Source organism: Azotobacter bryophylli, assembly GCF_042643485.1.
GTDB lineage: Bacteria > Pseudomonadota > Gammaproteobacteria > Pseudomonadales > Pseudomonadaceae > Azotobacter > Azotobacter bryophylli.
Map to the genome: position 1 here is coordinate 1 of NZ_JBHRSJ010000031.1, position 22,733 is coordinate 22,733.

22 protein-coding genes are annotated in these 22,733 nt (G+C 64.7%); 20 read left to right on the plus strand and 2 right to left on the minus strand.

What is annotated here, in order from left to right:
- A partial coding sequence (locus ACFOJE_RS14865) for a transposase (RefSeq protein WP_377815231.1) occupies positions 1-282 on the plus strand: 282 nt, incomplete at its 5' end.
- On the opposite strand, the gene ACFOJE_RS14870 is transcribed toward ACFOJE_RS14865, so the two are convergent.
- Positions 279-716 (minus strand): YqaA family protein, encoded by a 438-nt coding sequence (locus ACFOJE_RS14870; RefSeq protein ID WP_377815232.1) that lies wholly within the window; start codon positions 714-716, stop codon positions 279-281. The genes ACFOJE_RS14865 and ACFOJE_RS14870 overlap by 4 nt on opposite strands.
- A 165-nt stretch (positions 717-881) precedes the next feature.
- On the opposite strand from ACFOJE_RS14870, the gene ACFOJE_RS14875 reads away from it, so the two are divergent.
- The 11 genes from ACFOJE_RS14875 to ACFOJE_RS14925 all read left to right on the plus strand — a co-directional run bounded on the left by ACFOJE_RS14875 (position 882) and on the right by ACFOJE_RS14925 (position 11,417).
- Positions 882-2,225 (plus strand): glutamine synthetase family protein, encoded by a 1,344-nt coding sequence (locus ACFOJE_RS14875; RefSeq protein WP_377815233.1) that lies wholly within the window; start codon positions 882-884, stop codon positions 2,223-2,225.
- Positions 2,226-2,284: 59 nt separating this feature from the next.
- Entirely contained in the window at positions 2,285-3,571 is a 1,287-nt protein-coding gene (locus ACFOJE_RS14880; protein ID WP_377815234.1) for an MFS transporter, read from the plus strand.
- Positions 3,572-3,736: 165 nt separating this feature from the next.
- Entirely contained in the window at positions 3,737-4,378 is a 642-nt protein-coding gene (locus ACFOJE_RS14885; protein WP_377815235.1) for a TIGR04282 family arsenosugar biosynthesis glycosyltransferase, read from the plus strand.
- Between the two features lie 249 nt (positions 4,379-4,627).
- Positions 4,628-6,103 (plus strand): sigma-54 dependent transcriptional regulator, encoded by a 1,476-nt coding sequence (locus ACFOJE_RS14890; protein WP_377815236.1) that lies wholly within the window; start codon positions 4,628-4,630, stop codon positions 6,101-6,103.
- A gap of 105 nt (positions 6,104-6,208) precedes the next feature.
- The gene (locus ACFOJE_RS14895; RefSeq protein WP_377815237.1) at positions 6,209-6,514 is read left to right on the plus strand and encodes an STAS domain-containing protein; all 306 of its coding nucleotides are present in this window, start codon (positions 6,209-6,211) and stop codon (positions 6,512-6,514) included.
- A 62-nt stretch (positions 6,515-6,576) separates the two neighbouring features.
- Positions 6,577-8,277: a SpoIIE family protein phosphatase gene (locus ACFOJE_RS14900; protein ID WP_377815239.1), complete on the plus strand. Its 1,701-nt coding sequence runs from the start codon at positions 6,577-6,579 to the stop codon at positions 8,275-8,277.
- A 40-nt stretch (positions 8,278-8,317) separates the two neighbouring features.
- Entirely contained in the window at positions 8,318-8,665 is a 348-nt protein-coding gene (locus ACFOJE_RS14905) for an Hpt domain-containing protein (RefSeq protein ID WP_377815241.1), read from the plus strand.
- Positions 8,666-8,702: 37 nt separating this feature from the next.
- Positions 8,703-9,353 (plus strand): bifunctional 4-hydroxy-2-oxoglutarate aldolase/2-dehydro-3-deoxy-phosphogluconate aldolase, encoded by a 651-nt coding sequence (locus ACFOJE_RS14910; RefSeq protein WP_377815242.1) that lies wholly within the window; start codon positions 8,703-8,705, stop codon positions 9,351-9,353.
- Positions 9,350-9,793, plus strand: a complete 444-nt coding sequence (locus tag ACFOJE_RS14915) for an acyl-CoA thioesterase (RefSeq protein ID WP_377815243.1) — start codon at positions 9,350-9,352, stop codon at positions 9,791-9,793. The genes ACFOJE_RS14910 and ACFOJE_RS14915 overlap by 4 nt, the downstream gene beginning before the upstream one ends.
- A 78-nt stretch (positions 9,794-9,871) precedes the next feature.
- The gene (locus ACFOJE_RS14920; RefSeq protein ID WP_377815245.1) at positions 9,872-10,879 is read left to right on the plus strand and encodes a tRNA dihydrouridine synthase; all 1,008 of its coding nucleotides are present in this window, start codon (positions 9,872-9,874) and stop codon (positions 10,877-10,879) included.
- Between the two features lie 91 nt (positions 10,880-10,970).
- Positions 10,971-11,417, plus strand: coding sequence for an Hsp20 family protein (locus ACFOJE_RS14925; protein WP_377815246.1), 447 nt, complete (start codon positions 10,971-10,973; stop codon positions 11,415-11,417).
- A 57-nt stretch (positions 11,418-11,474) separates the two neighbouring features.
- Here ACFOJE_RS14925 and ACFOJE_RS14930 read toward each other — a convergent pair whose 3' ends face one another.
- The gene (locus ACFOJE_RS14930) at positions 11,475-12,359 is read right to left on the minus strand and encodes a LysR family transcriptional regulator (RefSeq protein ID WP_377815247.1); all 885 of its coding nucleotides are present in this window, start codon (positions 12,357-12,359) and stop codon (positions 11,475-11,477) included.
- Between the two features lie 166 nt (positions 12,360-12,525).
- On the opposite strand from ACFOJE_RS14930, the gene leuC reads away from it, so the two are divergent.
- The 8 genes from leuC (at position 12,526) to ACFOJE_RS14970 (ending at position 22,587) form a co-directional block, all read left to right on the plus strand.
- The gene (leuC, locus tag ACFOJE_RS14935; RefSeq protein WP_377815248.1) at positions 12,526-13,950 is read left to right on the plus strand and encodes a 3-isopropylmalate dehydratase large subunit; all 1,425 of its coding nucleotides are present in this window, start codon (positions 12,526-12,528) and stop codon (positions 13,948-13,950) included.
- A gap of 11 nt (positions 13,951-13,961) precedes the next feature.
- Positions 13,962-14,609, plus strand: a complete 648-nt coding sequence (gene leuD, locus ACFOJE_RS14940) for a 3-isopropylmalate dehydratase small subunit (RefSeq protein WP_377815249.1) — start codon at positions 13,962-13,964, stop codon at positions 14,607-14,609.
- A gap of 61 nt (positions 14,610-14,670) precedes the next feature.
- Positions 14,671-15,753 (plus strand): 3-isopropylmalate dehydrogenase, encoded by a 1,083-nt coding sequence (leuB, locus tag ACFOJE_RS14945; protein WP_377815251.1) that lies wholly within the window; start codon positions 14,671-14,673, stop codon positions 15,751-15,753.
- A gap of 57 nt (positions 15,754-15,810) precedes the next feature.
- Positions 15,811-16,923: an aspartate-semialdehyde dehydrogenase gene (gene asd / locus ACFOJE_RS14950; protein WP_377815252.1), complete on the plus strand. Its 1,113-nt coding sequence runs from the start codon at positions 15,811-15,813 to the stop codon at positions 16,921-16,923.
- A gap of 155 nt (positions 16,924-17,078) precedes the next feature.
- On the plus strand, positions 17,079-18,089 hold the full coding sequence (locus ACFOJE_RS14955; RefSeq protein ID WP_377815253.1) for an aspartate-semialdehyde dehydrogenase: 1,011 nt from the start codon (positions 17,079-17,081) through the stop codon (positions 18,087-18,089).
- Positions 18,090-18,233: 144 nt separating this feature from the next.
- Entirely contained in the window at positions 18,234-20,996 is a 2,763-nt protein-coding gene (locus tag ACFOJE_RS14960) for a FimV/HubP family polar landmark protein (RefSeq protein ID WP_377815254.1), read from the plus strand.
- 3 nt (positions 20,997-20,999) lie between these two features.
- Positions 21,000-21,869, plus strand: coding sequence for a tRNA pseudouridine(38-40) synthase TruA (gene truA, locus ACFOJE_RS14965; RefSeq protein ID WP_377815255.1), 870 nt, complete (start codon positions 21,000-21,002; stop codon positions 21,867-21,869).
- Positions 21,870-21,963: 94 nt separating this feature from the next.
- Positions 21,964-22,587, plus strand: a complete 624-nt coding sequence (locus ACFOJE_RS14970; RefSeq protein WP_377815256.1) for a phosphoribosylanthranilate isomerase — start codon at positions 21,964-21,966, stop codon at positions 22,585-22,587.
- The last annotated feature ends 146 nt before the right edge of the window (positions 22,588-22,733 follow it).

Genomic DNA, 22,733 nt, shown 5'->3' on the forward strand with positions numbered 1-22,733 from the left:
GGCTACGATGCTGAGCATCTGCGCCAGTACTGCGACCGCTACCGGATGCAGCCGGTAATTCCGCTGCGAACCATGAAGCGCAAGCCTAAACCGGGGCCTCCTCGGCTATTCGACCGTCCTAAATACCGGCAACGGAACATCATCGAGCGGATGTTCGGCTGGTTGAAGGAGAGCCGTAGGATTGGCACCCGTTACGATAAGCTAGCAAGAAGTTTTGCCGCCATGGTCACGCTGGCTTGTACGCTGCGGTGCCTACGGCAGTACTTTTCGTACAGAGCCTAGTTCCAACCGAGCGTGAGCGCCGTGAGGACCAGATAGCGTCCGGCCTTGGCCAGGGTGACGATCAGCAGAAAGCTCGGAAGCGGCTCGCGCATCACCCCTGCGATCAGGGTCAGGGGATCGCCGACCAGCGGCAGCCAGCTGAGTAGCAACGACCAGCGTCCGTAGCGGTGGTACCAGCTTTGTGCCCGCTCCAGCTGCTTCGCGCTCGCCGGAAACCAGCGGCGTTCCCGGTAACGCTCGATGGAGCGACCGAGCAGCCAGTTCACCAGCGAGCCGAGAGTATTGCCGAGCGTGGCGGCCAGCACGAGGCCATCCGTCGAATAAGCGCCGCTCAGGAGCATGCCGACCAATGCGGCTTCGGACTGCGCCGGCAGCAGGGTGGCGGCGACCAGTGCCAGCATGAACAAGCCGCCGTAGGCCATCGGATCGGACATCGCATTCGCTACCAACAGGTTGAGAACGCCCTGGCGGCACGGGGCGGCAGGGATAGGCATTGTCCGGATGTCCGCCTGGCATAGATCGGCATCCGAACGGCTTGAATTTTCGCATGACGGCTGCGTACCTTGTGCTGGCGGCAGTTTGAAGGGACGGTATCTGTCATGACCAGCAAGTACCCACTGGCTCTCGTCGAACGGCTGGCTGGAGTGGAGGAGGTCGAGTGCGTCACCCCGGACCTCAATGGCGTGCCGCGGGGCAAGGTGATGACCGCCGCGGGCTTTCTCGAGGGGCGCCGGCTGCAGCTGGCCCGGGGGGTGTTGCTGCAGTGCATCATGGGAGGCTACCCGCCTACGCGCTTCTATGGCGGGGATGATGGCGATCTGGTTTTGAGTGCCGATCCGCAGCAGATCCACGTCCTGCCCTGGAGCGAGCGGCCGCGGGCACTGGCGATCTGCGATGCCGATGAGCTGACGGGAGGGGGCTCGGTGCTGTCCACCCGGGCGCAGCTCAAGCGGGTCCTGGCCGCCTATGCGCGTCACGGCTGGCGGCCGGTGGTGGCCACGGAGCTGGAGTTCTTCGTCTTCGCGCCCCATGCCGATCCCCTGCAGCCGTTTCAGCCCCCGCACGGCTTGGATGGACGACGCGAAGCCGGTTTCTCCGCCTTCAGCATTTCCTCCAGTAACGGTCTGCGCCCCTTCTTCGACGAGGTCTACCGCTGCATGGCGGCGCTGGGGCTGCCGCGCGATACTTTCATGCACGAGATGGGCGTCAGTCAGTTCGAGATCAACCTGCTGCATGGCGATCCCTTGCAGTTGGCCGATCAGACCTTCCTGTTCAAGCACCTGCTCAAGGAGGTGGCGCTCAAGCACGGGTTGATGGCGGTCTGCATGGCCAAACCGCTAGGCAATGTGCCGGGTAGCTCCATGCATATCCATCAGAGCCTGGTGGAGGAGGGCAGCGGTCGCAATCTGTTCAGCGACCAGCAGGGCCAGTCGACCCCGGCATTCCGCCATTTCATCGGCGGGCTGCAGGCGACGCTGGCGGACCTCACCCTGCTGTTCGCGCCCCATGTGAATTCCTACCAGCGACTCTGCAATCCCTACGCTTCGCCCAACAATGCCTGCTGGTCGCACGACAACCGCACCGCGGGCCTGCGCATTCCGGCCAGCGAGCCGGCGGCGCGGCGGGTGGAGAATCGCCTGCCGGGCGCCGATGCCAACCCTTACCTGGCGATTGCCGCCAGTCTGGCCGCGGGGTTGCATGGCCTGCTGCGACAAATCGAGCCGAGCGAGCCGCTGCAGGGCGAATTCCGGGTGCCGGACGATCTGCTCCTGCCCGGCAGCATGCAGGAAGCGCTGGTTCGTCTGGCACGCAGCGAGTTGGCCCGGCAGCTGTTCGGCAACGAGTTCATCGAGGGGTACCTCGCCAGCAAGACCCTGGAACTGGCGAGCTTTCTCGACGAGATCAGTCCCTGGGAGCGGCGCGTGCTGGCTACCCAGGCCTGATCGTCGTCTTCGGCCGTGATCGCGGCCGCCCGCCCATATCCATCGAGGTTGCCATCGCGATGCCCCTGATCCTGAAATCCTTCCGTGGCCTGTATTTCGCCACGCTGATGATGCTGCTGGGCTCCGGCCTGCTGAGTACCTATCTGGCCCTGCGCCTGTCGACCGAGGTGGATGGCATCTGGGTCGGTGGGTTGATGGCGGCCTACTACTGTGGCCTGGTCCTGGGCGGCAAGACCGGTCACCGGCTGATCGCCCGGGTCGGGCACATCCGCGCCTATGTCGCCTGCGCCGGGATGGTCATGGCGGCAGTACTGCTCCACGGTCTCATCGATTGGCTGCCGGCCTGGTTGCTGCTGCGCTTCGCGGTCGGTATCGGCATGATGTGCCAGTACATGGTGCTGGAGAGCTGGCTCAACGAGCAGGCCGGAGCCGACCAGCGCGGGACGGTGTTCGGCGCCTACATGGCCGTTTCCTATCTGGGACTGGTGCTCGGGCAGCTGGTATTGGTCGTCTACCCGGCCCTCGGGCTCGAGCTGCTGATGCTGGTGGCCCTGTGCTTCGCCCTCTGCCTGGTTCCGGTGGCATTGACCCACAAGCTCCATCCGGCGCCCCTGCGTCCGGCTCCACTGGAGCCGCGCTTCTTCTTCCGGCGGGTGCCGCAGTCGCTGACCACCATCGCCGTTTCCGGTCTTGTCATCGGCGCCTTTTATGGCCTGGCTCCGCTGTATGCGAAGCGCCAAGGGCTGACCACCGATGAGATCGGCCTGTTCATGGGGAGCTGCGTTCTGGCCGGCCTGCTGGTGCAGTGGCCGCTCGGCTGGTTGTCCGACCGTCATGACCGGGCCTGGCTGATCCGTCTCTGCGCCATGCTGCTGGCCCTGTTCGCCCTGCCGCTGGCGCTCATGCCGACGGTACCCTTGCCGGTGCTGCTGCCGCTCGGCTTTCTGCTCTGCCTGCTGCAGTTCAGCCTGTATCCCTTGGCGGTCGCCTTCGCCAACGATCACGTCGAGCCCGAGCGGCGGGTGTCGTTGACGGCCATGCTGCTGGCCACCTTCGGGGTGGGCGCCTGCATCGGGCCGTTGCTCGCCGGTGTGCTGATGAAATATCTGGGCGGCAACATGCTCTACGCCTTCGACATCGCCTGCGCGCTGATCCTGGTCTGGCGCATCCAGCCGAAGGCCGTGACCCGTCTTTATCAGGTCGAGAACGCACCGCTGCACCACATCCCGAGCGCGGATAACATGACCAGTTCTCCGCTGCTGGCGGCTCTCGACCCGCGGGTCGACGAGGCGCTGGTCCACGAGCAGATGCAGCAGAAGCCGGAGACCCTGGCCGAGACGATCTGAGTGCGAAAGCCGCAGGGGGCGACCGCGGCGATGGGGTCTCCGGCCGGTGCTGGGAAGCTCGCGGAATCTGGCGTAGTGTATGGTCGATGGCGTTATGCGCTTGGCCGACGATTGCGGTGCCAGTTCCGGAAATGCTGACCCGCAGGCATCTTGGAGGACCCTAGCATGAGCCTGTCCGTTTCCCTGCACATGCTGGCGCGCGCACCGGAGCCCGGCCTGGTGAAATTCCGCCTGATTCCCACGTTGGGCGAGGACGGCGCGTGCGATCTGCAGCGGCTGCTGCTCGAGCACGCGTTGATCACGCTTCCTCCGGACGATTTCGATCCCCGCATCCTCTGGCTCGATGGCGACCCGGACGAGTCCCTGGAGAGACTGGCGGCAGAGCACGGGTGGACGCTCATCGAGCAGCCGCCGGGCGATCTCGGCGAGCGCATGCGGCGCATCGTCACGCTGGGGCTGTCGAGCAACGACGCGGTGATCCTGGTCTGCAACGACTGCCCCGTGCTCGATGGCGATTACCTGGCTGCGGCCCGCGAGGCCCTGCAGGAGCGTGATGTCGTGGTCGGCCCGGCCGAGGATGGCGGCTTCGTGCTGCTCGGCCTGCGCCGGGTCGATCCGCTGCTCTTCGCGGAGATTCCCTGGGGCTGCGAGGAGGTGCTGGCGCAGACCTGCGAGCGCCTGCGGCAGCTGGGCTGGGAACATCTGCTACTGCCCGAGCTCTGGGACGTGGACCGCCCCGAAGACCTGCAGCGCCTGGCCGAGCTGGGCATCCACCTGGCCGCCTATGCGGCCGTCCTGCCGCGTTGAGACAGCGGCCCGACAGGGGGCGGGAATCTTTCCCGCCCCCTGTCCTCCCATGTCCTAGACTCCAGCCTAGAGGCCGCTCGGACTGCCCAGGATCATGCGCCTTCTTCGTCCGCCGAGCGGATGAGATCCTGGAGCGTGACGGTGCACCGATAGGCCTGCGACTGCTTTGCCGGTATTGCGTTGTCGGGAGGGCATGGAACATCGCGCCATCCAGCGATGGCGTTTCTTCCTCTCAATCCAGTACCCGGTATGTGGCGAAACACGCGACTCCTGTTGATCGACGACGCCCCGGAGCGGCGTCGAGACATGGGGCTCATCCTCGATTTCATCGATGAGCCGCATCTGCTCTGCGGCAGTGCCGACTGGCAGGACACCGTTCGTCCGCTGGATTCCGGCCGGGATCTGCTGAGCGTGCTGGTGGGCTCGGTCGATACGCCGGGCGGGGCGCTCGAACTGGTCAGGGAGCTCATCGGCTGGGAGGAGTCCCTGCCGGTTCTGCTGCTGGGCGAGCCCGTGCCCGTCGACTGGCCCGAGGAGGTGCGCCGCCACGTGCTGGCCAGCCTGGAGATGCCGCCCAGCTACAACAGGCTGCTCGACGCCCTGCACCGCGCCCAGATCTTCCACGAGATGTCCGGCCAGGCCCGCGAGCGCGGGCTGTGGCGCGAGCCCAACCTGTTCCGCAGCCTGGTCGGTACCAGCCGTGCCATCCAGCATGTGCGTCAGCTGATGCAGAAGGTGGCCGACACTGATGCCTGCGTGCTGCTGCTGGGGGAGTCCGGCACCGGGAAGGAGGTGGTGGCGCGCAATCTGCACTACCACTCCCGCCGCCGCGAATCGCCGTTCGTGCCGGTCAATTGCGGGGCGATTCCGGTCGAACTGCTGGAAAGCGAGCTCTGCGGCCACGAGAAGGGCGCCTTCAGCGGGGCCCTGACCAGCCATGCCGGGCGCTTCGAGCTGGCCAACGGCGGCACGGTGTTCCTCGACGAGATCGAGGCCATGTCCATGCCGATGCAGGCGCGCCTGTTCCGGCTGCTGCAGGAGGGCACCGTCGAGCGGCTCGGCAGCAAGATCGCCCAGCCCATCGACGTGCGGATCATCGCCGCGACCCACCTGAATCTCGAGCGGATGATCGAGGAAGGACACTTTCGCGAAGACCTCTACTACCGACTCAGCGTGTTTCCCATCGAGATGCCGCCGCTGCGCGAGCGGGTGGAGGACATCCCGCTGTTGCTGAACGAGCTGATCTCGCGGATGGAGCACGAGAAGCGCGGCTCCATCCGTTTCAATTCGGCGGCGCTCATGTCCCTCTGCTGGCATGACTGGCAGGGCAATCTGCGGGAGCTGGCCAATCTGGTGGAACGCCTGGCGATCCTGCATCCCTACGGCACCATCGGCCTGGCCGAGCTGCCGAAGAAGTACCGTCACATCGAGGGCGAGGAAGAGCAGGCGGTAGACGGTCTGCGCGAGCGGCTGGTCGAGCGGGCGGCGCTGAGCGCCTGCCTGGCCGAGCCGCCCATGCACGCCGTGCTGCCGCCGGAGGGGCTGGACCTGAAGGATTACCTGGGCACCCTCGAGCGCAGCCTGATCCAGCAGGCGCTGGACGACAGCGGCGGCGTGGTGGCGCGCGCCGCCGAGCGTTTGCGCATCCGCCGTACTACGCTGGTAGAGAAGATGCGTAAATACGGCATGAGCCGCCGCGAGGAAGAGGATGAACTGCCCGAATAGCGGGCGGTCTGCCGTTCGCCGCGACGGTGGTTTTTTTCGGTTGCTCTGCGCGGACCGGGGTGTTAAATCTCAGCCGTTGGCTCATCACCCCGACAAGGAGTTTGCATGGCTATCACCTCGCTGCCTTCGGCCGACGGACAAGAGCTGAACATCTTCATCGAAGGACGTTTCGATTTTGGCGCCCACCAGGAATTCCGCAATGCCTACGAGCGCATCAACTTCACCCCGAAGCGCTACGTGATCGACCTGCAGGGCACGACCTACATCGATAGCTCGGCGCTCGGGATGCTGCTGCTGCTGCGTGACCACGCCGGCGGCGAGCATGCGCAGATCCGCCTGATCCACTGCAACCCGGACGTGCGCAAGATCCTCTCCATCTCCAACTTCGAGCAGCTCTTCCACATCACCTAGCGGATCGCTGCCGAGCGCAATCGACGTCGCGACCTGGAAGCGACTGAGCGAGGGCTGCAGCCATGCAGGACACCCTGTCCATCCTCATCGCCGAGGACAGCACCGCCGACCGCTTGCTGCTGGCGACCATCATTCGTCGTCAGGGCTACCGCGTGGTGACTGCCGGTAACGGCCAGGAAGCGGTTCGGCTGTTCGAGCAGGAGCGCCCGCAACTGGTGCTGATGGACGCCCTGATGCCGGTGATGGATGGCTTCGAGGCGGCACGGCAAATCAAGCAGATGGCCGGTGAGGAGCTGGTGCCGATCATCTTCCTCACCTCCCTGAGCGAAAGCGAGGCCATGGTGAAGTGCCTGGATGCCGGCGGCGACGACTTCCTCGCCAAGCCCTACAACCAGCCGATCCTCCAGGCCAAGATCAAGGCGATGGATCGCCTGCGGCGCCTGCAGGCCACGGTGCTGGAGCAGCGTGACCTGATCGCCCGGCACAACGAGCACCTGCTCACCGAGCAGCGCGTGGCCAAGGCGGTGTTCGACAAGGTGGCCCACTCGGGCTGCCTCAACAACGCCCCGAACATCCGCTACCTGCAATCGCCCTATGCGCTGTTCAACGGCGACCTGATGCTGGCGGCCTTCAAGCCCTCCGGCGGCTTGCACGTGCTGCTCGGCGATTTCACCGGGCACGGTCTGTCGGCGGCGATCGGTGCCATGCCGTTGTCCGAGGTGTTCTACGGGATGACCGCCAAGGGCTATTCCCTGGCCGAGATCCTTCGCGAGATGAACGCCAAGCTCAAGCACACCCTGCCGGTCGGGGTGTTCTGCTGCGCGGTCATGCTCAACCTGAGCTTCCAGCGGCGGGTGATCGAGGTCTGGAACGGCGGCCTGCCGGATGGCTATCTGTACCGGCCCGCCAGCGGCGAGCGCGTTCCGCTGCGCTCCCGGCACCTGCCGCTGGGCATCGTGGACCCGAACTGCTTCGACGACCGCTACGAGATCTACCCCATGGAGACCGGGGACCGCGTGTTCCTGCTCACCGATGGCGTGCTGGAGGTCTGCAACCAGAGCGGCGAATGGTTCGGCGAGCAGCGTCTGCTGGATGTGTTCGACAGCAACCGCCAGCCCGAGCGGCTGTTCGAGGAGATCCAGGAGGCGCTGGTCGCCTTCCGCGGAGAGAGGCAGGACGACGCCAGCCTGATCGAGGTGACCCTGACCGAGGATGGCACCCGTGCACCGCCGCCGCTGATCTTCAGCGACAGCGGGCAGAGCTGCCCGATGGATTGCTCGGTCAGCTTCGAATTCCGTGCGGAAACCCTCAAGCGCTTCAACCCGCTGCCCTATCTGCTGCAGCTCCTGCTCGAGGTGCAGGAACTGCGCGCCCAGGGCGGGATGCTCTACACCGTGCTTGCCGAGCTGTACTCCAACGCACTGGACCACGGGGTGATGGGGCTGGATTCGTCGCTCAAGCGCGATGCCCTGGGTTTCGCCGAGTACTACCGCGAGCGGCGCCGGCGACTGGCGGCGCTGTGCGATGGTTATGTGCGCTTTCATCTCGATCTGCGCCCGCAGGCCCAGGGGGGGCGGCTGAGCATCCGCGTCGAGGACAGCGGTCCGGGCTTCGACGTGCAGCGGATGCTGGCGCTGGAGGAATCCGTGGATCGCTACAGCGGGCGAGGGCTGAAACTGATCCGGCAACTGGCCGACAGCTGTACCTGGACGGACGACGGGCGCAGCGTGTGCGTGGAGTTTTCCTGGTCGGCTCAGGCATAATTCCCGGCAATTGCCTTAGATCCCGATGGAGTGGCCTGGAATGACCGAGCATCTCGATGGTGCCGTTCTGGCAGTCCTGCAGGACGTCATGGAGGACGAATACCCGCTTCTGCTGCAAACCTTCCTGAGCGATTCGCAGGCGCGCCTCGGCGACTTGGAGCGGGCGCTGGAAGCCCGTGACGGCGAGGCCGTGCGTCAGGCGGCGCACACTTTCAAGGGCAGTTGCAGCAACATGGGTGCTCAGCTGATGGCCGACCTGTGCAAGCAGCTGGAGGTCCAGGGAAAGGCCGGCAATCTGGAGGTGGTGCCCGGATTGATCGAGCAGCTGCGGCGCGAATTCGGCATCGTCCGTTTCCTGATCGAATCCGAGCGACGGCAGCAGCCCTGAGCGGGCTTCGCCAGTCGCGGTAGCTGGAGAACTGAACATGGCTCTGACGATGGATGCAGTGTTGCAACGGGCACGCCCGGTACTGCCGGTGCTGGTGATCGAGGACGCCGCCCTGGCCGTGGATCTGGCGCGGGCCCTGCAGGCCGGCGGCATCGAGGTGCTCGAGGTGACTCTGCGCACCTCGCGGGCCCTGGACGCCCTGGCGGCGATCCGCAAGGAGCTGCCGGACCTGCTGGTCGGGGCGGGCACCCTGATCCACAGCGAGCAGTTCCTCGAGGCGCGCGACGCCGGCGCCCAGTTCGTCGTCAGTCCCGGTTGTACCGCGCGCCTCGCGGCGGCCGCCGACGATAGCAAGCTGCCTTACCTGCCGGGGGTGATGACCCCTTCGGAGGTCCTCCTGGCCCTGGAATTCGGCTACCGTTCGCTGAAGCTGTTTCCGGCCAACGGCGCCACCAGCGTGAAGATGCTGAAGAGTTTCAAGGAGCCGTTCAGCGGCATCCGTTTCTGTCCGACCGGAGGGGTCACGCCGGACAACCTGCTGAGCTTTCTCGGGCTGCCCAACGTCGCCTGCGTCGGTGGCACCTGGATCGCGCCTGCCAGCCTGATCCGCGCCCGTGCCTGGGACCAGATCACCCAGTTGGCCCGCGAGGCCTGCGAGCTGGCCGCCAGCCTGGAGCACCATTCGTGAATTGGCTGCGGCCCGGGCCGTTCGTCGTCGACATCGACGTGCAGCCCGCGGACATCGACGGCCTCGGGCACGTGAACAACACCGTGTACGTCGGCTGGCTCGAGCGCTGCGCCTGGGGCCACTCGCAGAGTCTGGGGCTGAGCCTGGACGAATACCGCAGCCTCGACCGGGCCATGGCGGTGCTGCGTCACGAGATCGACTACATCGCCAGCGCCCACGAGGGTGAGCGACTGCAGATGGGTACCTGGATCGTCGACACCGACGGACGGCTGAAGATGACCCGCCAGTTCCAGCTGATACGTCCGGCCGATGGCCTCACCCTGCTGCGTGCCCAGACCACCTTCGTCTGCATCGAGCTGTCCAGCGGGCGGCCGAAGCGGATGCCGGAGCTCTTCCTCGAACGCTACGGCAAGGCCTTCGCCGAGTCCTGCCCGGCCTAGCGCCGAATCGGCAGTTGCGGCCGGCGGTGCGTCCCTTACACTACGCGCCCCGCGTTTCTGCCAGACTCCTTCCGTCCTATGCAAATCGCCCTCGCCCCCATGGAGGGGCTCGTCGACGAAATCCTGCGCGATCTGCTGACCCGCGTCGGCGACGTCGACTGGTGCGTGACCGAATTCATCCGGGTCTGCGACCGCCTGTTGCCGGAGGCGCATTTCCGCAAGCTGGCGCCGGAACTGGCGCATGGCTGGCGGACCCGCGCCGGCACGCCGATGCGCCTGCAGTTGCTCGGCTCCGATCCTCCATGCCTGGCCGAGAACGCGGCCTTCGCCTGCGAACTGGGGGCGCCGGTGATCGACCTGAATTTCGGCTGCCCGGCCAAGACGGTGAACAAGTCCCGCGGCGGCGCCGTGCTGCTCAAGGAGCCGGAGCTGCTGCATGCCATCGTCCGCGAGGTGCGCCGCGTCGTGCCGGCATCGGTTCCGGTCACCGCCAAGATGCGTTTGGGCTACGACAGCCCCGACGGTGCTCTGGACTGCGCCCGCGCCCTGGCCGATGGCGGTGCGGCGCAGATCGTCGTGCATGCGCGGACCAAGGTCGACGGCTACAAGCCGCCAGCGCACTGGGAGTGGGTGGCGCGGGTGCAGGAGGCGGTGGCGGTGCCGGTGATCGCCAACGGCGAGATCTGGAGCGTGGAGGACTGGCGCCGCTGCCGGGCGGTCAGCGGGGTGGAGGACGTCATGCTCGGTCGCGGCCTGGTGTCGCGCCCCGACCTGGCCCGGCAGATCGCCTCCGCCCGCGCCGGTCGTGAGGCCGAGCCGATGCCCTGGGCCGAGCTGCAGTCGCTGCTCGCCGATTTCTGGCGACAGGCCCGGCGCAAGCTGGCGCCGCGCTATGCGCCGGGACGGCTCAAGCAGTGGCTGGGGATGCTGACCCGCAACTACCCGCAGGCGGCGGAGCTGTTCGCCGAGGTGCGCCGGGAGAGCGACTGTGCGCGTCTGGACGCTCTGCTCGGGGTAGATGCTGACGGACCTCCCTTGGGGGAGGGCGAAAGCAGTCGCAAAAAAACTGAGGCGAGCGAGGCTTGAAATCCGTTTGCCGGTCCCTATCTATTCAGTGCGCGGGATGCCGAAGTCGGGTCCCGCGGTGCAAAACTCGCTGAATGACAGGAGATTTCAAATGACCGCTTTTTCCATGGCTCCCTTGTTTCGCCAATCCATCGGTTTCGATCGTTTCAACGATCTGTTCGAGTCGGCCCTGCGCAATGAGGCCGGCAGTTCCTATCCGCCCTACAACGTCGAGAAGCATGGCGACGATCAGTACCGCATCGTGGTCGCGGCAGCCGGCTTCCAAGAGTCCGACTTGGAGCTGCAGGTCGAGCGCGGCGTGCTGACCATCAGCGGCGGCAAGCGCGAGAACGCTGCCGAGAACGTCGCCTATCTGCACCAGGGCATCGCCCAGCGTGCCTTCAAGCTGTCCTTCCGCCTGGCCGACCATATCGAGGTCAAGGGCGCTGAGCTGCGTAACGGCCTGCTCAACATCGACCTGGTGCGCATCGTGCCGGAAGAGGCCAAACCCAAGCGCATCCCGATCGGCGGCGAACAGCGTCCGGCGCTGGAAGGCTGATCGGGCCGACGCGGCAATGAAACGAAGAAGAGGGGCGCTCCGGCGCCCCTTTTTCGTTCAGGGCGATTCGTGCTCCCGCTCGGCGTCGAGCAGGGCCATGAAGGCGCGGGCGGCGTTGGACAGCGTCCGCTCGGTGTGCACGATGTAGCCGAGCTGGCGCGACAGCTGGATGCCGGGCAGCGGCAGGCGCACCACCTGGGCATCCAGCATGGTGCGCGGTAGCACGCTCCAGGCGATGCCGATGGAGACCATCATCTTGATCGTCTCCATGTAGTTGGTGCTCATGGCGATGTTGGGCGTCAGCCCCTGGCCCTCGAAGAGACGCTGCACGATGCGCTGGGTGAAGGTGGTGCCGCCCGGGAACACCGCCGGGTGCTGCGCCACATCCGCCAGACTCACCGCGCCGTTGCGCACCAGCGGGTGCTCCGGAGCGGCGACGAAATCCAGCGGGTCGTCCCACACCTTCGCCGCCCGCACCGGCGGCGCCGTCTGCGGCGCCAAGGTGATCACCGCCAGCTCGGCGCGGCCGTGGAGGATCTCCTCGTAGGCCACTTCCGAATCGAGGAAGTGGATGTCCAGCGCCACCTGCGGGTGGGCGCGGGTGAAGGCGCGCAGCAGGGGCGGTAGGCGATGCAGGCCGATGTGATGGCTGGTCGCCAGGGTCAGCCGGCCGCTGATGTCGCCGTTGAGATTGCTCAATGCCCGTCGAGTGTCGTCCAGCACGTTCAGAATCTGGTAGGCCCTGGGCTGCAGGGCGCGTCCCGCTTCGGTCAGGGTCACCTCGCGACCGAGCCGGTCGAACAGGCGCACGGCGAGCTGCTGCTCCAGCGCGGCGATGCGCTTGCTTACTGCCGGCTGGGTCAGGTGCAGGCGCTCGCCGGCTTCGGAAAAGCTGCCGGTTTCGGCGACGGCGATGAAGGCGTTGAGGTTGGCCAGATCCATGGGTACTCCCGACAGAACGGAATCGACTCGCTTGATTCACCGATTCCTTTTTGGAATCCATTCGATGAAAAATATGAATTTGAGTAATTCCTTGCAAGTCCCTAGCATCCTCCGCACAAACGCGAGGGCTAATCGCTCCGCATTAAAAACAGATGAGGAAAGTCCGATGGCCGGCAAAACGCTCTACGACAAACTCTGGGACATGCATGAAGTGAAGCGGCGCGACGATGGCTCGTCGCTGATCTACATCGATCGCCAGATTCTCCATGAAGTGACCTCGCCCCAGGCCTTCGAGGGTCTGCGTCTGGCCGGGCGCAAGCCGTGGCGCGTCGACGCCAACATCGCCACCCCAGACCACAACGTGCCGACCACCAAGGCCGAGCGCCAGGGCGGCCTGGAGTCGATCCACGACGAGGTGTCGCGCCTGCAGGTGCAGACCCTCGACGAGAACTGCGACGACTTCGGCATCCTCGAGTTCAAGATGAACGATACCCGCCAGGGCATCGTCCACGTGGTCGGCCCGGAGCAGGGCGCCACCTTGCCGGGCATGACCGTGGTCTGCGGCGACTCGCACACCTCCACCCATGGCGCCTTCGGCGCGCTGGCCCACGGCATCGGCACCTCCGAGGTCGAGCACGTGCTGGCGACCCAGTGCCTGGTGGCCAAGAAGATGAAGAACATGCAGGTGCGCGTGGACGGCAAGCTGCCGGCCGGCGTCACCGCCAAGGACATCGTGCTGGCGATCATCGGCAAGATCGGCACCGCCGGCGGCAACGGCCATGCCCTGGAGTTCGCCGGCAGCGCGATCCGCGACCTGTCGATGGAAGGCCGCATGACCATCTGCAACATGGCCATCGAGGCCGGCGCGCGCGTCGGTCTGGTTGCTGTGGACGACAAGACCATCGCCTACGTCGAGGGCCGCACCTTCGCGCCGAAGGGCGCCGACTGGGACAAGGCCGTGGCGCAATGGAAAGGCCTGGTATCCGACGCCGACGCCCACTTCGACACCGTGGTCGAGCTGAAGGCCGAAGACATCAAGCCGCAGGTCAGCTGGGGCACCTCGCCGGAGATGGTCCTGCCGGTCGACGCCAAGGTGCCGAATCCAGCCAATGAGGCCGACCCGGTCAAGCGCGACTCCATCGTCCGCGCCCTCAAGTACATGGGCCTCTCCGCCGACCAGGCGATCACCGACATCAAGGTCGACCGCGTGTTCATCGGTTCCTGCACCAACTCGCGCATCGAGGATCTGCGTGCCGCCGCCGAGGTGGCCAAGGGCCGCAAGGTCGCCGCCACCGTCAAGCAGGCGCTGGTGGTGCCGGGCTCCGGCCTGGTCAAGTCGCAGGCCGAGGCCGAGGGTCTGGACAAGATCTTCGTCGAGGCCGGCTTCGAGTGGCGCGAGCCGGGCTGCTCCATGTGCCTGGCGATGAACCCGGACCGCCTGGAGAGCGGCGAGCACTGCGCTTCCACCTCCAACCGCAACTTCGAAGGCCGTCAGGGCGCCGGCGGGCGTACCCACCTGGTCAGCCCGGCCATGGCCGCCGCTGCGGCGGTGACCGGCCACTTCGTCGATGTGCGTGAGCTGCTGAACTGAGGATCGTCTGAATGAAAGCCTTTACCCAACACACCGGCCTGGTCTGCCCGCTGGATCGCGCCAACGTCGACACCGACCAGATCATTCCCAAGCAGTTCCTCAAGTCGATCAAGCGCACCGGCTTCGGTCCGAACCTGTTCGACGAGTGGCGCTACCTGGACGTCGGTCAGCCGAACCAGGACTGCTCCCAGCGTCCGGTGAACCAGGAGTTCGTGCTGAACTTCCCGCGCTACCAGGGCGCCAGCGTGCTGCTGGCCCGCGAGAACTTCGGTTGCGGCTCCTCGCGCGAGCACGCACCGTGGGCGCTGGAAGAGTACGGCTTCCGCACCATCATCGCGCCGAGCTACGCGGACATCTTCTTCAACAACAGCTTCAAGAACGGCCTGCTGCCGATCATCCTGCCGGAAGCCGAGGTCGACGAGCTGTTCAAGCAGTGCGAGGCCAGCGAGGGCTACCAGCTGACCGTCGACCTGGCGGCGCAGACAGTGACTCGTCCGGACGGCAAGGTGCTGGGCTTCGAGATCGACCCGTTCCGCAAGCACTGCCTGCTCAACGGCTTCGACGACATCGGCCTGACCCTGCAGGACGCCGATGCCATCCGAGCGTTTGAGGCCAAGCACCAGCAGACCAGCCCCTGGCTGTTCGGCGCGATCAAGTAATTCCTTTTCCGGCGGGAGCGGGCGATGCCCGCTCCCGCGTTCCGATATTCAAGGACAAGCAATGAGCAAGCAGATTCTGATTCTCCCCGGCGATGGCATCGGTCTGGAAATCGTCGCCGAAGCGGTCAAGGTGCTGGAACTGGCCAACCGGAAGTACCAGCTGGGCTTCGAGCTGAGCTACGACGAGCTGGGCGGCGCCGCTTACGACAAGTACGGCGTGCCGCTGGCCGACGAGACCCTGGAGCGTGCGCGCAAGGCCGACGCTATCCTGCTCGGCGCGGTGGGCGGACCCAAGTGGGACAAGATCGACCCGGCCCTGCGCCCCGAGCGCGGCCTGCTGAAGATCCGCTCGCAGCTGGGCCTGTTCGGCAACTTGCGTCCGGCGCTGCTCTACCCGCAGCTGGCCGCCGCCTCCAGCTTGAAGCCGGAAGTGGTCGCCGGCCTGGACATCCTCATCGTTCGCGAACTGACCGGCGGCATCTACTTCGGCCAGCCGCGCGAGAGCAAGGTGCTGGAGAACGGCGATCGCATGGCTTACGACACCCTGCCGTACAGCGAGAGCGAGATTCGTCGTATCGCCAAGGTCGGCTTCGACATGGCCATGGTGCGCAACAAGAAGCTGTGCTCGGTGGACAAGGCCAACGTGCTGGCTTCCAGCCAGCTGTGGCGCGCGGTGGTCGAGGAAGTCGCCAAGGACTACCCGGACGTCGAGCTTTCCCACATGTACGTGGATAACGCCGCCATGCAGCTGGTGCGCGCGCCCAAGCAGTTCGACGTGATCGTCACCGACAACATGTTCGGCGACATCCTCTCCGACGAGGCCTCCATGCTCACCGGCTCGATCGGCATGCTGCCGTCGGCTTCGCTGGACGCCAACAACAAGGGCATGTACGAGCCGTGCCACGGCAGTGCGCCGGACATCGCCGGGCAGGGCATCGCCAACCCGCTGGCCACCATCCTCTCGGTGTCCATGATGCTGCGCTACAGCTTCGGTCAGGCCGAGGCCGCCAACGCCATCGAGCAGGCGGTCAGCAACGTGCTGGATCAGGGCCTGCGTACCGGCGATATCTGGTCGGAAGGCTGCCAGAAGGTCGGCACCCGCGAGATGGGCGACGCAGTAGTCGCCGCTTTGGGTAATCTGTAAGCTGTCCGGGCGCCACCCCGGCGGTGGCCCCACTTTTTCAAGAAAGGTGTAGTTGCGATGAAGCGTGTTGGTCTGATCGGTTGGCGCGGTATGGTGGGTTCCGTGCTCATGCAGCGGATGCTGGAGGAGCGTGATTTCGACCTGATCGAGCCGGTGTTCTTCACCACTTCCAACGTGGGCGGTGAAGGTCCGGCCATTGGCAAGGAGATTGCCCCGCTCAAGGATGCCTACAGCATCGACGAACTGAAGACCCTCGACGTGATCCTCACCTGCCAGGGTGGCGACTACACCAACGAGGTGTTCCCCAAGCTGCGCGAGGCCGGCTGGCAGGGCTACTGGATCGATGCCGCCTCCAGCCTGCGCATGCAGGACGACGCGGTGATCGTGCTCGACCCGGTCAACCGCAAGGTCATCGACCAGGCGCTGGACAACGGCGGCAAGAACTACATCGGCGGCAACTGCACCGTCAGCCTGATGCTGATGGCCTTGGGCGGCCTCTACGAGGCCGGTCTGGTCGAGTGGATGAGTGCCATGACCTACCAGGCCGCTTCTGGTGCCGGCGCGCAGAACATGCGCGAGCTGATCAAGCAGATGGGGGCCATTCACGCATCGGTGGCCGATGATCTGGCCAACCCGGCTAGCGCCATTCTCGAGATCGATCGCAAGGTCGCCCAGACCCAGCGCAGCGCCGATTTCCCGGTCGACCACTTCGGCGTGCCGCTGGCCGGCAGCCTCATTCCCTGGATCGACAAGGAGCTGCCCAACGGCCAGAGCCGCGAGGAGTGGAAAGGGCAGGCCGAGACCAACAAGATTCTCGGCCGTTTCAAGAGTCCGATTCCGGTGGACGGCCTGTGCGTGCGCATCGGTGCCATGCGCTGCCACAGCCAGGCGCTGACCATCAAGCTGAACAAGGACGTCCCGCTGGCCGACATCGAAGGCCTGATCAGCCAGCATAATCCCTGGGTGAAGCTGGTGCCGAACCATCGCGACGACAGCATGCGCGAGCTTAGCCCGACCGCTGTGACCGGTACCCTGAGCGTACCGGTCGGCCGTCTGCGCAAGCTCAACATGGGCTCGCAGTACCTCGGCGCCTTCACCGTCGGCGACCAGCTGCTGTGGGGCGCCGCCGAGCCACTGCGGCGCATGCTGCGCATCCTGCTGGAGCGTTGATGCTCGGCAGTCTGATCGGCTGACAGAAAAGCGCCGCGGCTTTGCCGGGCGCTTTTTTCGTTATGGGGGCGGATTTTCCCTTCGTTTGTCCCATCGCTTAGCGCTTTCCGCAAATCCCCTATAAAGTGCGCTCCTTTTGCAGAGAGGCTTCTTCTATGAGTCAGTCCATCGATATCGCTGTGGTAGGTGCCTCCGGCGCCGTTGGCGGAGCCCTGGTCGAGCTTCTTGAAGAGCGGCAGTTTCCCGTGGGCAAGTTGCATCTGCTGGCCAGCGAAGCGTCGGCCGGCCAGTCGGTCCCCTTCAAGGGGCGTAACCTGCGCGTCGGATCGATCGCGGGTTTCGACTTTGCGCAGGTCGGTCTGGCCTTCTTCGCCGCCGGCGAGGCTGTTACCCGGCAATATGCTTCCGCAGCCCAAGCGGCCGGCTGTTCGGTGATCGACCTGTCTGGCGGTCTGCCGCTTGATCAGGCGCCGCGGGTCGTGGCGGAGGTCAATCCGCAGGTCCTGAAGACTATGCAACCGCCTTATCTGTTCGCCAGTCCGACCTCCGCGGCGACCGCGTTGGCTGTGGTCCTGGCGCCTTTGCGTCCGTTGCTGGACTGGCAGCGCCTGAGCATCACGGCCTGCTTGCCGGTCTCGAGCCAGGGTCGCGAAGGTGTAGCGGAGCTGGCGCGCCAGACTGCCGAGTTACTCAATGCTCGCCCGCTGGAGCCGCGCTTTTTCGATCGGCAGGTGGCCTTCAATCTTCTCGGGCTGGTCGGTGCCGTCGGGACGGACGGACACGCACAGGTGGAAAGGCGCTTGATCGAGGATCTGCGTCAGGTGCTGGACGCCCCGGTCCTGAAGGTCGCCGCCACCTGCGTACTGGTGCCGGTGTTCTTCGGCGATAGCCTGAGCGTGTCGGTGCAGGCGGCGAAGCCGATCGACCTGCATGCCGTACAGGCGGCCCTGGAGGGCGCGGCGAGCGTCGAGGTGCTCGAGAAGGACGAATATCCGACGGTGATCACCGACGCCATCGGTCAGGACTTGGTATTCGTCGGCAGAGCCCGCAACGGGGTCGACGATCCGACTGAACTCAATTTGTGGATTGTGTCAGATAACGTGCGGAAAGGTGCCGCGCACAATGCCGTCCAGCTGGCCGAGTTGTTGATAAAGCACAGACCGTAAAAGATACTTGCTGAAATATCAAAGACCTATTCCAGCTTGGCTTTGCCGATCTGCTGACTTGCTGCGGGGGCTCCCATTAATCGGGAAGGGCAGCATACGACGGGCTTCTCTCGCGGTTCGAGAAAAACACTCAAGGGATACGTTATGGTTCGGGTTCGCAAACTGGTACTTGCCATCGCAGCGGCGTCCGCGCTGTCCTCCGGCATGGCGCATGCTTTGGGTCTTGGGGAAATCACCCTGCATTCCGCTTTGAACCAGCCTCTGGATGCTGATATCGAAGTGCTGGACATTCGCGATCTGGAGTCCAATGAGCTGGTTCCGAGTCTGGCCTCTCCCGAGGAGTTCAACAAAGCGGGGGTCGATCGGCAGTATTTTCTGACCGATCTGAAATTCACGCCGGTAATCAAGCCCAATGGCAAAAGTATCATTCGGGTGACCTCCACGAAGCCGGTTCGCGAGCCGTATCTGAATTTCCTGGTGGAGGTGCTCTGGCCCAATGGTCGGCTGCTGAGGGAATACACCCTGCTGCTCGATCCGCCACTGTATTCGCCACAGACCGTCAGTGCCGCCCCGCAAGCCCCCCGGATTGCATCCCGGCCAAGCTCCAGCGCTTCGCGCGTGCCAGTGGCGCCAGCTCCTGCTCCCGTCGTGGAACCAGCCCCCCGTTCCGCGGAGCCCAGGCCTGCTACTGCCGACTCGTTGTCCGGCAACGAGTATAGAACCTCCCGTAACGACACCCTCTGGGAAGTGGCCGAGCGTGTCCATCGTGGGAGCAGCGTGCACCAGACCATGCTCGCTATTCAGGATCTCAATCCCGATGCCTTCATCGACGGCAATATAAATCGGATGCGCAGCGGGCACGTTCTTCGCTTGCCCGACCAGCAGCAGATCAGGAGTCGCTCTCAGGAGGATGCGTTGGCCCAGGTGGCTGCGCAGAACGCAGCTTGGCGAGAGGGCCGCAGTCGTCCGTCGCTGGGCTCCGCCGCTCGCCAGCTGGATGCGACCCGTCGCACGGAGGCGGGGGCCGCTCCCGCGCAGATCGAGAGCAAGGACAGCTTGCACCTGGTTTCGGCCGAGTCGGGCAAGGCCACTTCCGGCAGCGACAAAGGGGGGGATGGTGAGTCCGCAGCCAGCCGTTTGGCTCTCACCCAGGAAAGCCTCGATACCACTCAGCGTGAGAATGCCGAGCTGAAGAGCCGGATGACGGATCTGGAGAGTCAACTGGAGAAGTTGCAACGCCTGATCCAGTTGAAGGACAGCCAGTTGGCGAAAATGCAGGCGAATCTGGCTCAGCCAGATACGGGAGTGGCTGATGCAGCTGCGAACGCCGAGCCGTCGGTTGAGAGCGCGGCGAGTCCGGCTGTAGCCACTAGTGCTCAACCGGCGGCTCCCATTGATAAGGCCGTGACGAGCACTCCTGCAGATACCACAGCAGGGGGGGCGGCTTTGATGCCGCCGTCGGAGGTGCAGCCTGCTCCGGTTGTGGAGGTGAAGCCGGCCCCGACCCAGCCCAAGCCTGCTCCGGTCCAGCCTGCGGCGCCTCAAGGCATGGAGGTGCCGCCGGCCAGCCTGCTCGATGCGCTGATGGAGAATCCGCTTCTGCTCGGCTCGGTCGGTGGTGGTAGTCTGCTGGCCTTGCTGCTCGCGCTCATGACGTTGACCCGGCGCCGAGCGGCCAAGGAAGAAGAAAAAAGAGCCGCTCGGGAAAGGGCCGATTCCTTCAATCTCGATCCGGTGTTGGACGATCTACCTACGTCGCTGGCTGCGACTCCTTTGGCCAGTCAGGAGCAGCAGGCTGCCCAGAGCGGAGACGTCCTGGGCGAAGCCGATATCTACATTGCCTATGGCCGCTTCAACAAGGCCGCCGAATTGCTGCAGGCAGCCAGCAACGACGAGCCTAATCGTCGGGATCTTCGCCTCAAGCTAATGGAGGTCTACGCCGAGCTTGGCGACCGGGAGGGTTTTGCTCGCCAGGAGAAAGAGCTGCGGGAAATCGGCGGAGCCCAGCCGCAAATCGATCAGTTGAATGCGAAGTACCCCGCTATGGCTGCTTTCGCTGCAACTGCCTTGGCTGTCGCTGCCATGGCGAATGCGATCGAAGAGACTCCCCCCGCCGAGCCTGAGCCGCAGCCGGCCACTACCAGTAATGGCAAGTTCGATGCGGAGCGCGAGTGGACGCTCGACGATCTGGAGGCCGAGCTCGAGAAGGACCTGCAATGTGGCGCAGGTGGCGATCAGCCTGTACTGCTGCTGGACGATGGCGATCTCGATGGAGAGCCGAAGGATGTCGGGGTGCCGGTAGTCGAGGAGCCCCTGGATTTCTCCTTCGATCTGGATCTGCCCGAGGATGCCCCCGTCACCGAACAAGTGGCCGATGCTTCAGACGCGCTCGATCTGACTCTGGATCTGGAGACACCGGCCTTGTCGGATGACGCCGAAGACAACGAATTCCTCTTGAATCTCGAAGATGAGCTACCGCTTGTGGCCGAGACGATCGACAAAGCCGATGTCCCGAAAGCCGCCGAGAGTTCGGATGAGGATCTTTTCGCTGAGCTGGATCTCTCCGATTTCAATCTGGATGAAGAGAAGGGGGAGCCGGAGTTGAGCAACAACTACCTGAGCGAGCTGGATGAGCTCGACGCAGAGCTCGAGCAACTGACCGCCGGGCTTGGTGGTGCTGATGATGCCGCGCCTTCCGATGCATTCTCCGGAAAGGAAACGTCGGAAGAGGAGGGTTTCGATTTCCTGATCGATGCTGACGAGACGGCGACCAAGCTGGATCTTGCCCGCGCCTATATCGAAATGGGCGATAATGAGGGGGCCCGCGATATTCTGGATGAAGTCCTTAACGAAGGTAACGAGAGCCAGCAGCAGGAAGCTCGCGAGATGTTCTCCCGTCTTGTGTGAACGATGACAGATGCAGTACCCGCGACGGCAGCCGAGATGGCTGCCGTTGGCTTTCACCGAATCGCTCTTGGTCTCGAGTACAAGGGTGCCCGCTATCGCGGCTTTCAGCGCCAAGGGAGCGGTGTTCCCTCGATTCAGGAAACCCTGGAGAGGGCCTTGTCCAAGGTCGCCGGAGGCGCTCCCATTTCCGTCGTGTGTGCGGGGCGTACCGATGCCCTGGTGCATGCCAGTGGTCAGGTCGTGCATTTCGACACCCCGGTTGGGCGCAGCATGCATGCCTGGATGATGGGGGCGAACATGAATCTGCCGCCCGACATCAGCGTCACCTGGGCGAAGGAGATGCCGGCGCACTTTCACGCGCGTTTCAGTGCCTTTGCCAGGCGTTATCGCTACGTGATCTACAACGACCAGATCCGGCCGGCGCATCTGGCCGAAGAGGTCACCTGGAATCATAGACCTCTCGATGTCGAGCGCATGCGTCTGGCGGCTCGGTCGTTGGTGGGTACCCATGACTTCAGCGCCTTCCGTGCCAGCCAGTGTCAGGCCAAGTCGCCGATCAAGACTGTCCATCATCTGCAGTTGATCGAGCATGGCCAGCTTATAGTGCTGGATGTGCGTGCCAATGCGTTCCTCCACCACATGGTGCGCAACATTGCCGGCGTGCTCATGACCATAGGTGCGGGTGAGCAGCCGGTGGAATGGGCACAGGAGGTTCTGGAGGGACGTTTGCGCAGCAACGGTGGCGTGACCGCGCATCCCTACGGCCTTTACCTGATACGGGTCGAATATCCGGAAGAGTTCGTCCTGCCGGAGCGCTATCTGGGGCCGCATTTCATCTCAGGCTTGCCTGATTGCCAGCAATTGAACGAGTGACACTCCAGCAAGTCGGCTGGATAACCGCCAAGGCTTGCGGCAAGTCTCCCGTTTGTTACCATTTCCAGATTATTGATCAGTAGGTGTGTGCAAATTGGCAGCGGTTCGCAGCAAAATCTGCGGTATCACCCGGGTCGAGGATGCGCTTGTCGCGGCTGAGGCCGGCGCTGACGCCATCGGTCTGGTGTTCTATGACAGAAGCCCGCGCGCCGTATCGGTGCAGCAGGCCCGAGCCATCATTGCCGCGTTGCCGCCGTTCTTGACGACCGTGGGGCTTTTCGTCAACGCCAGTCGTTGCGAAATTGGCGAGATCCTCGATGCCGTGCCGCTGGATCTGTTGCAATTCCACGGCGACGAGACTTCTGCCCAGTGCGAGGGGCATGGCCGCCCTTACATCAAGGCGCTGCGGGTCCGTCCGGGCGAGGACATTGCCGCGTGCTGCGCCGAATATAACCAGGCCAGCGGAATCCTGTTGGATACTTATGTGCCTGGCGTTCCGGGAGGGACCGGTGAGGCTTTCGACTGGTCGCTGGTGCCGGCGAATCTGGGCAAGCCGGTGATTCTGGCCGGAGGGCTGACGGCCGATAACGTGCGTGCCGCCATTGCCCAGGTGTCTCCCTACGCGGTGGATGTCAGTGGCGGGGTGGAGGCGAGCAAGGGTGTCAAGGACGCCGAGAAGATCCGGGCCTTCATCCGGGAAGTGCGGGGTAGCGCCTGATTTCGTCGGTGTGAACCGGGTTGGCATCAGGATGTGACGGGCAGCGTTTTACGGCCGTCCACTAGCGATCCATAGTTGTTTTTTATCGTAAGCGTATAGCGTCGCAACACCCCGGATCGGGAGTGATTGGAAGCAGTGCTCCGAGT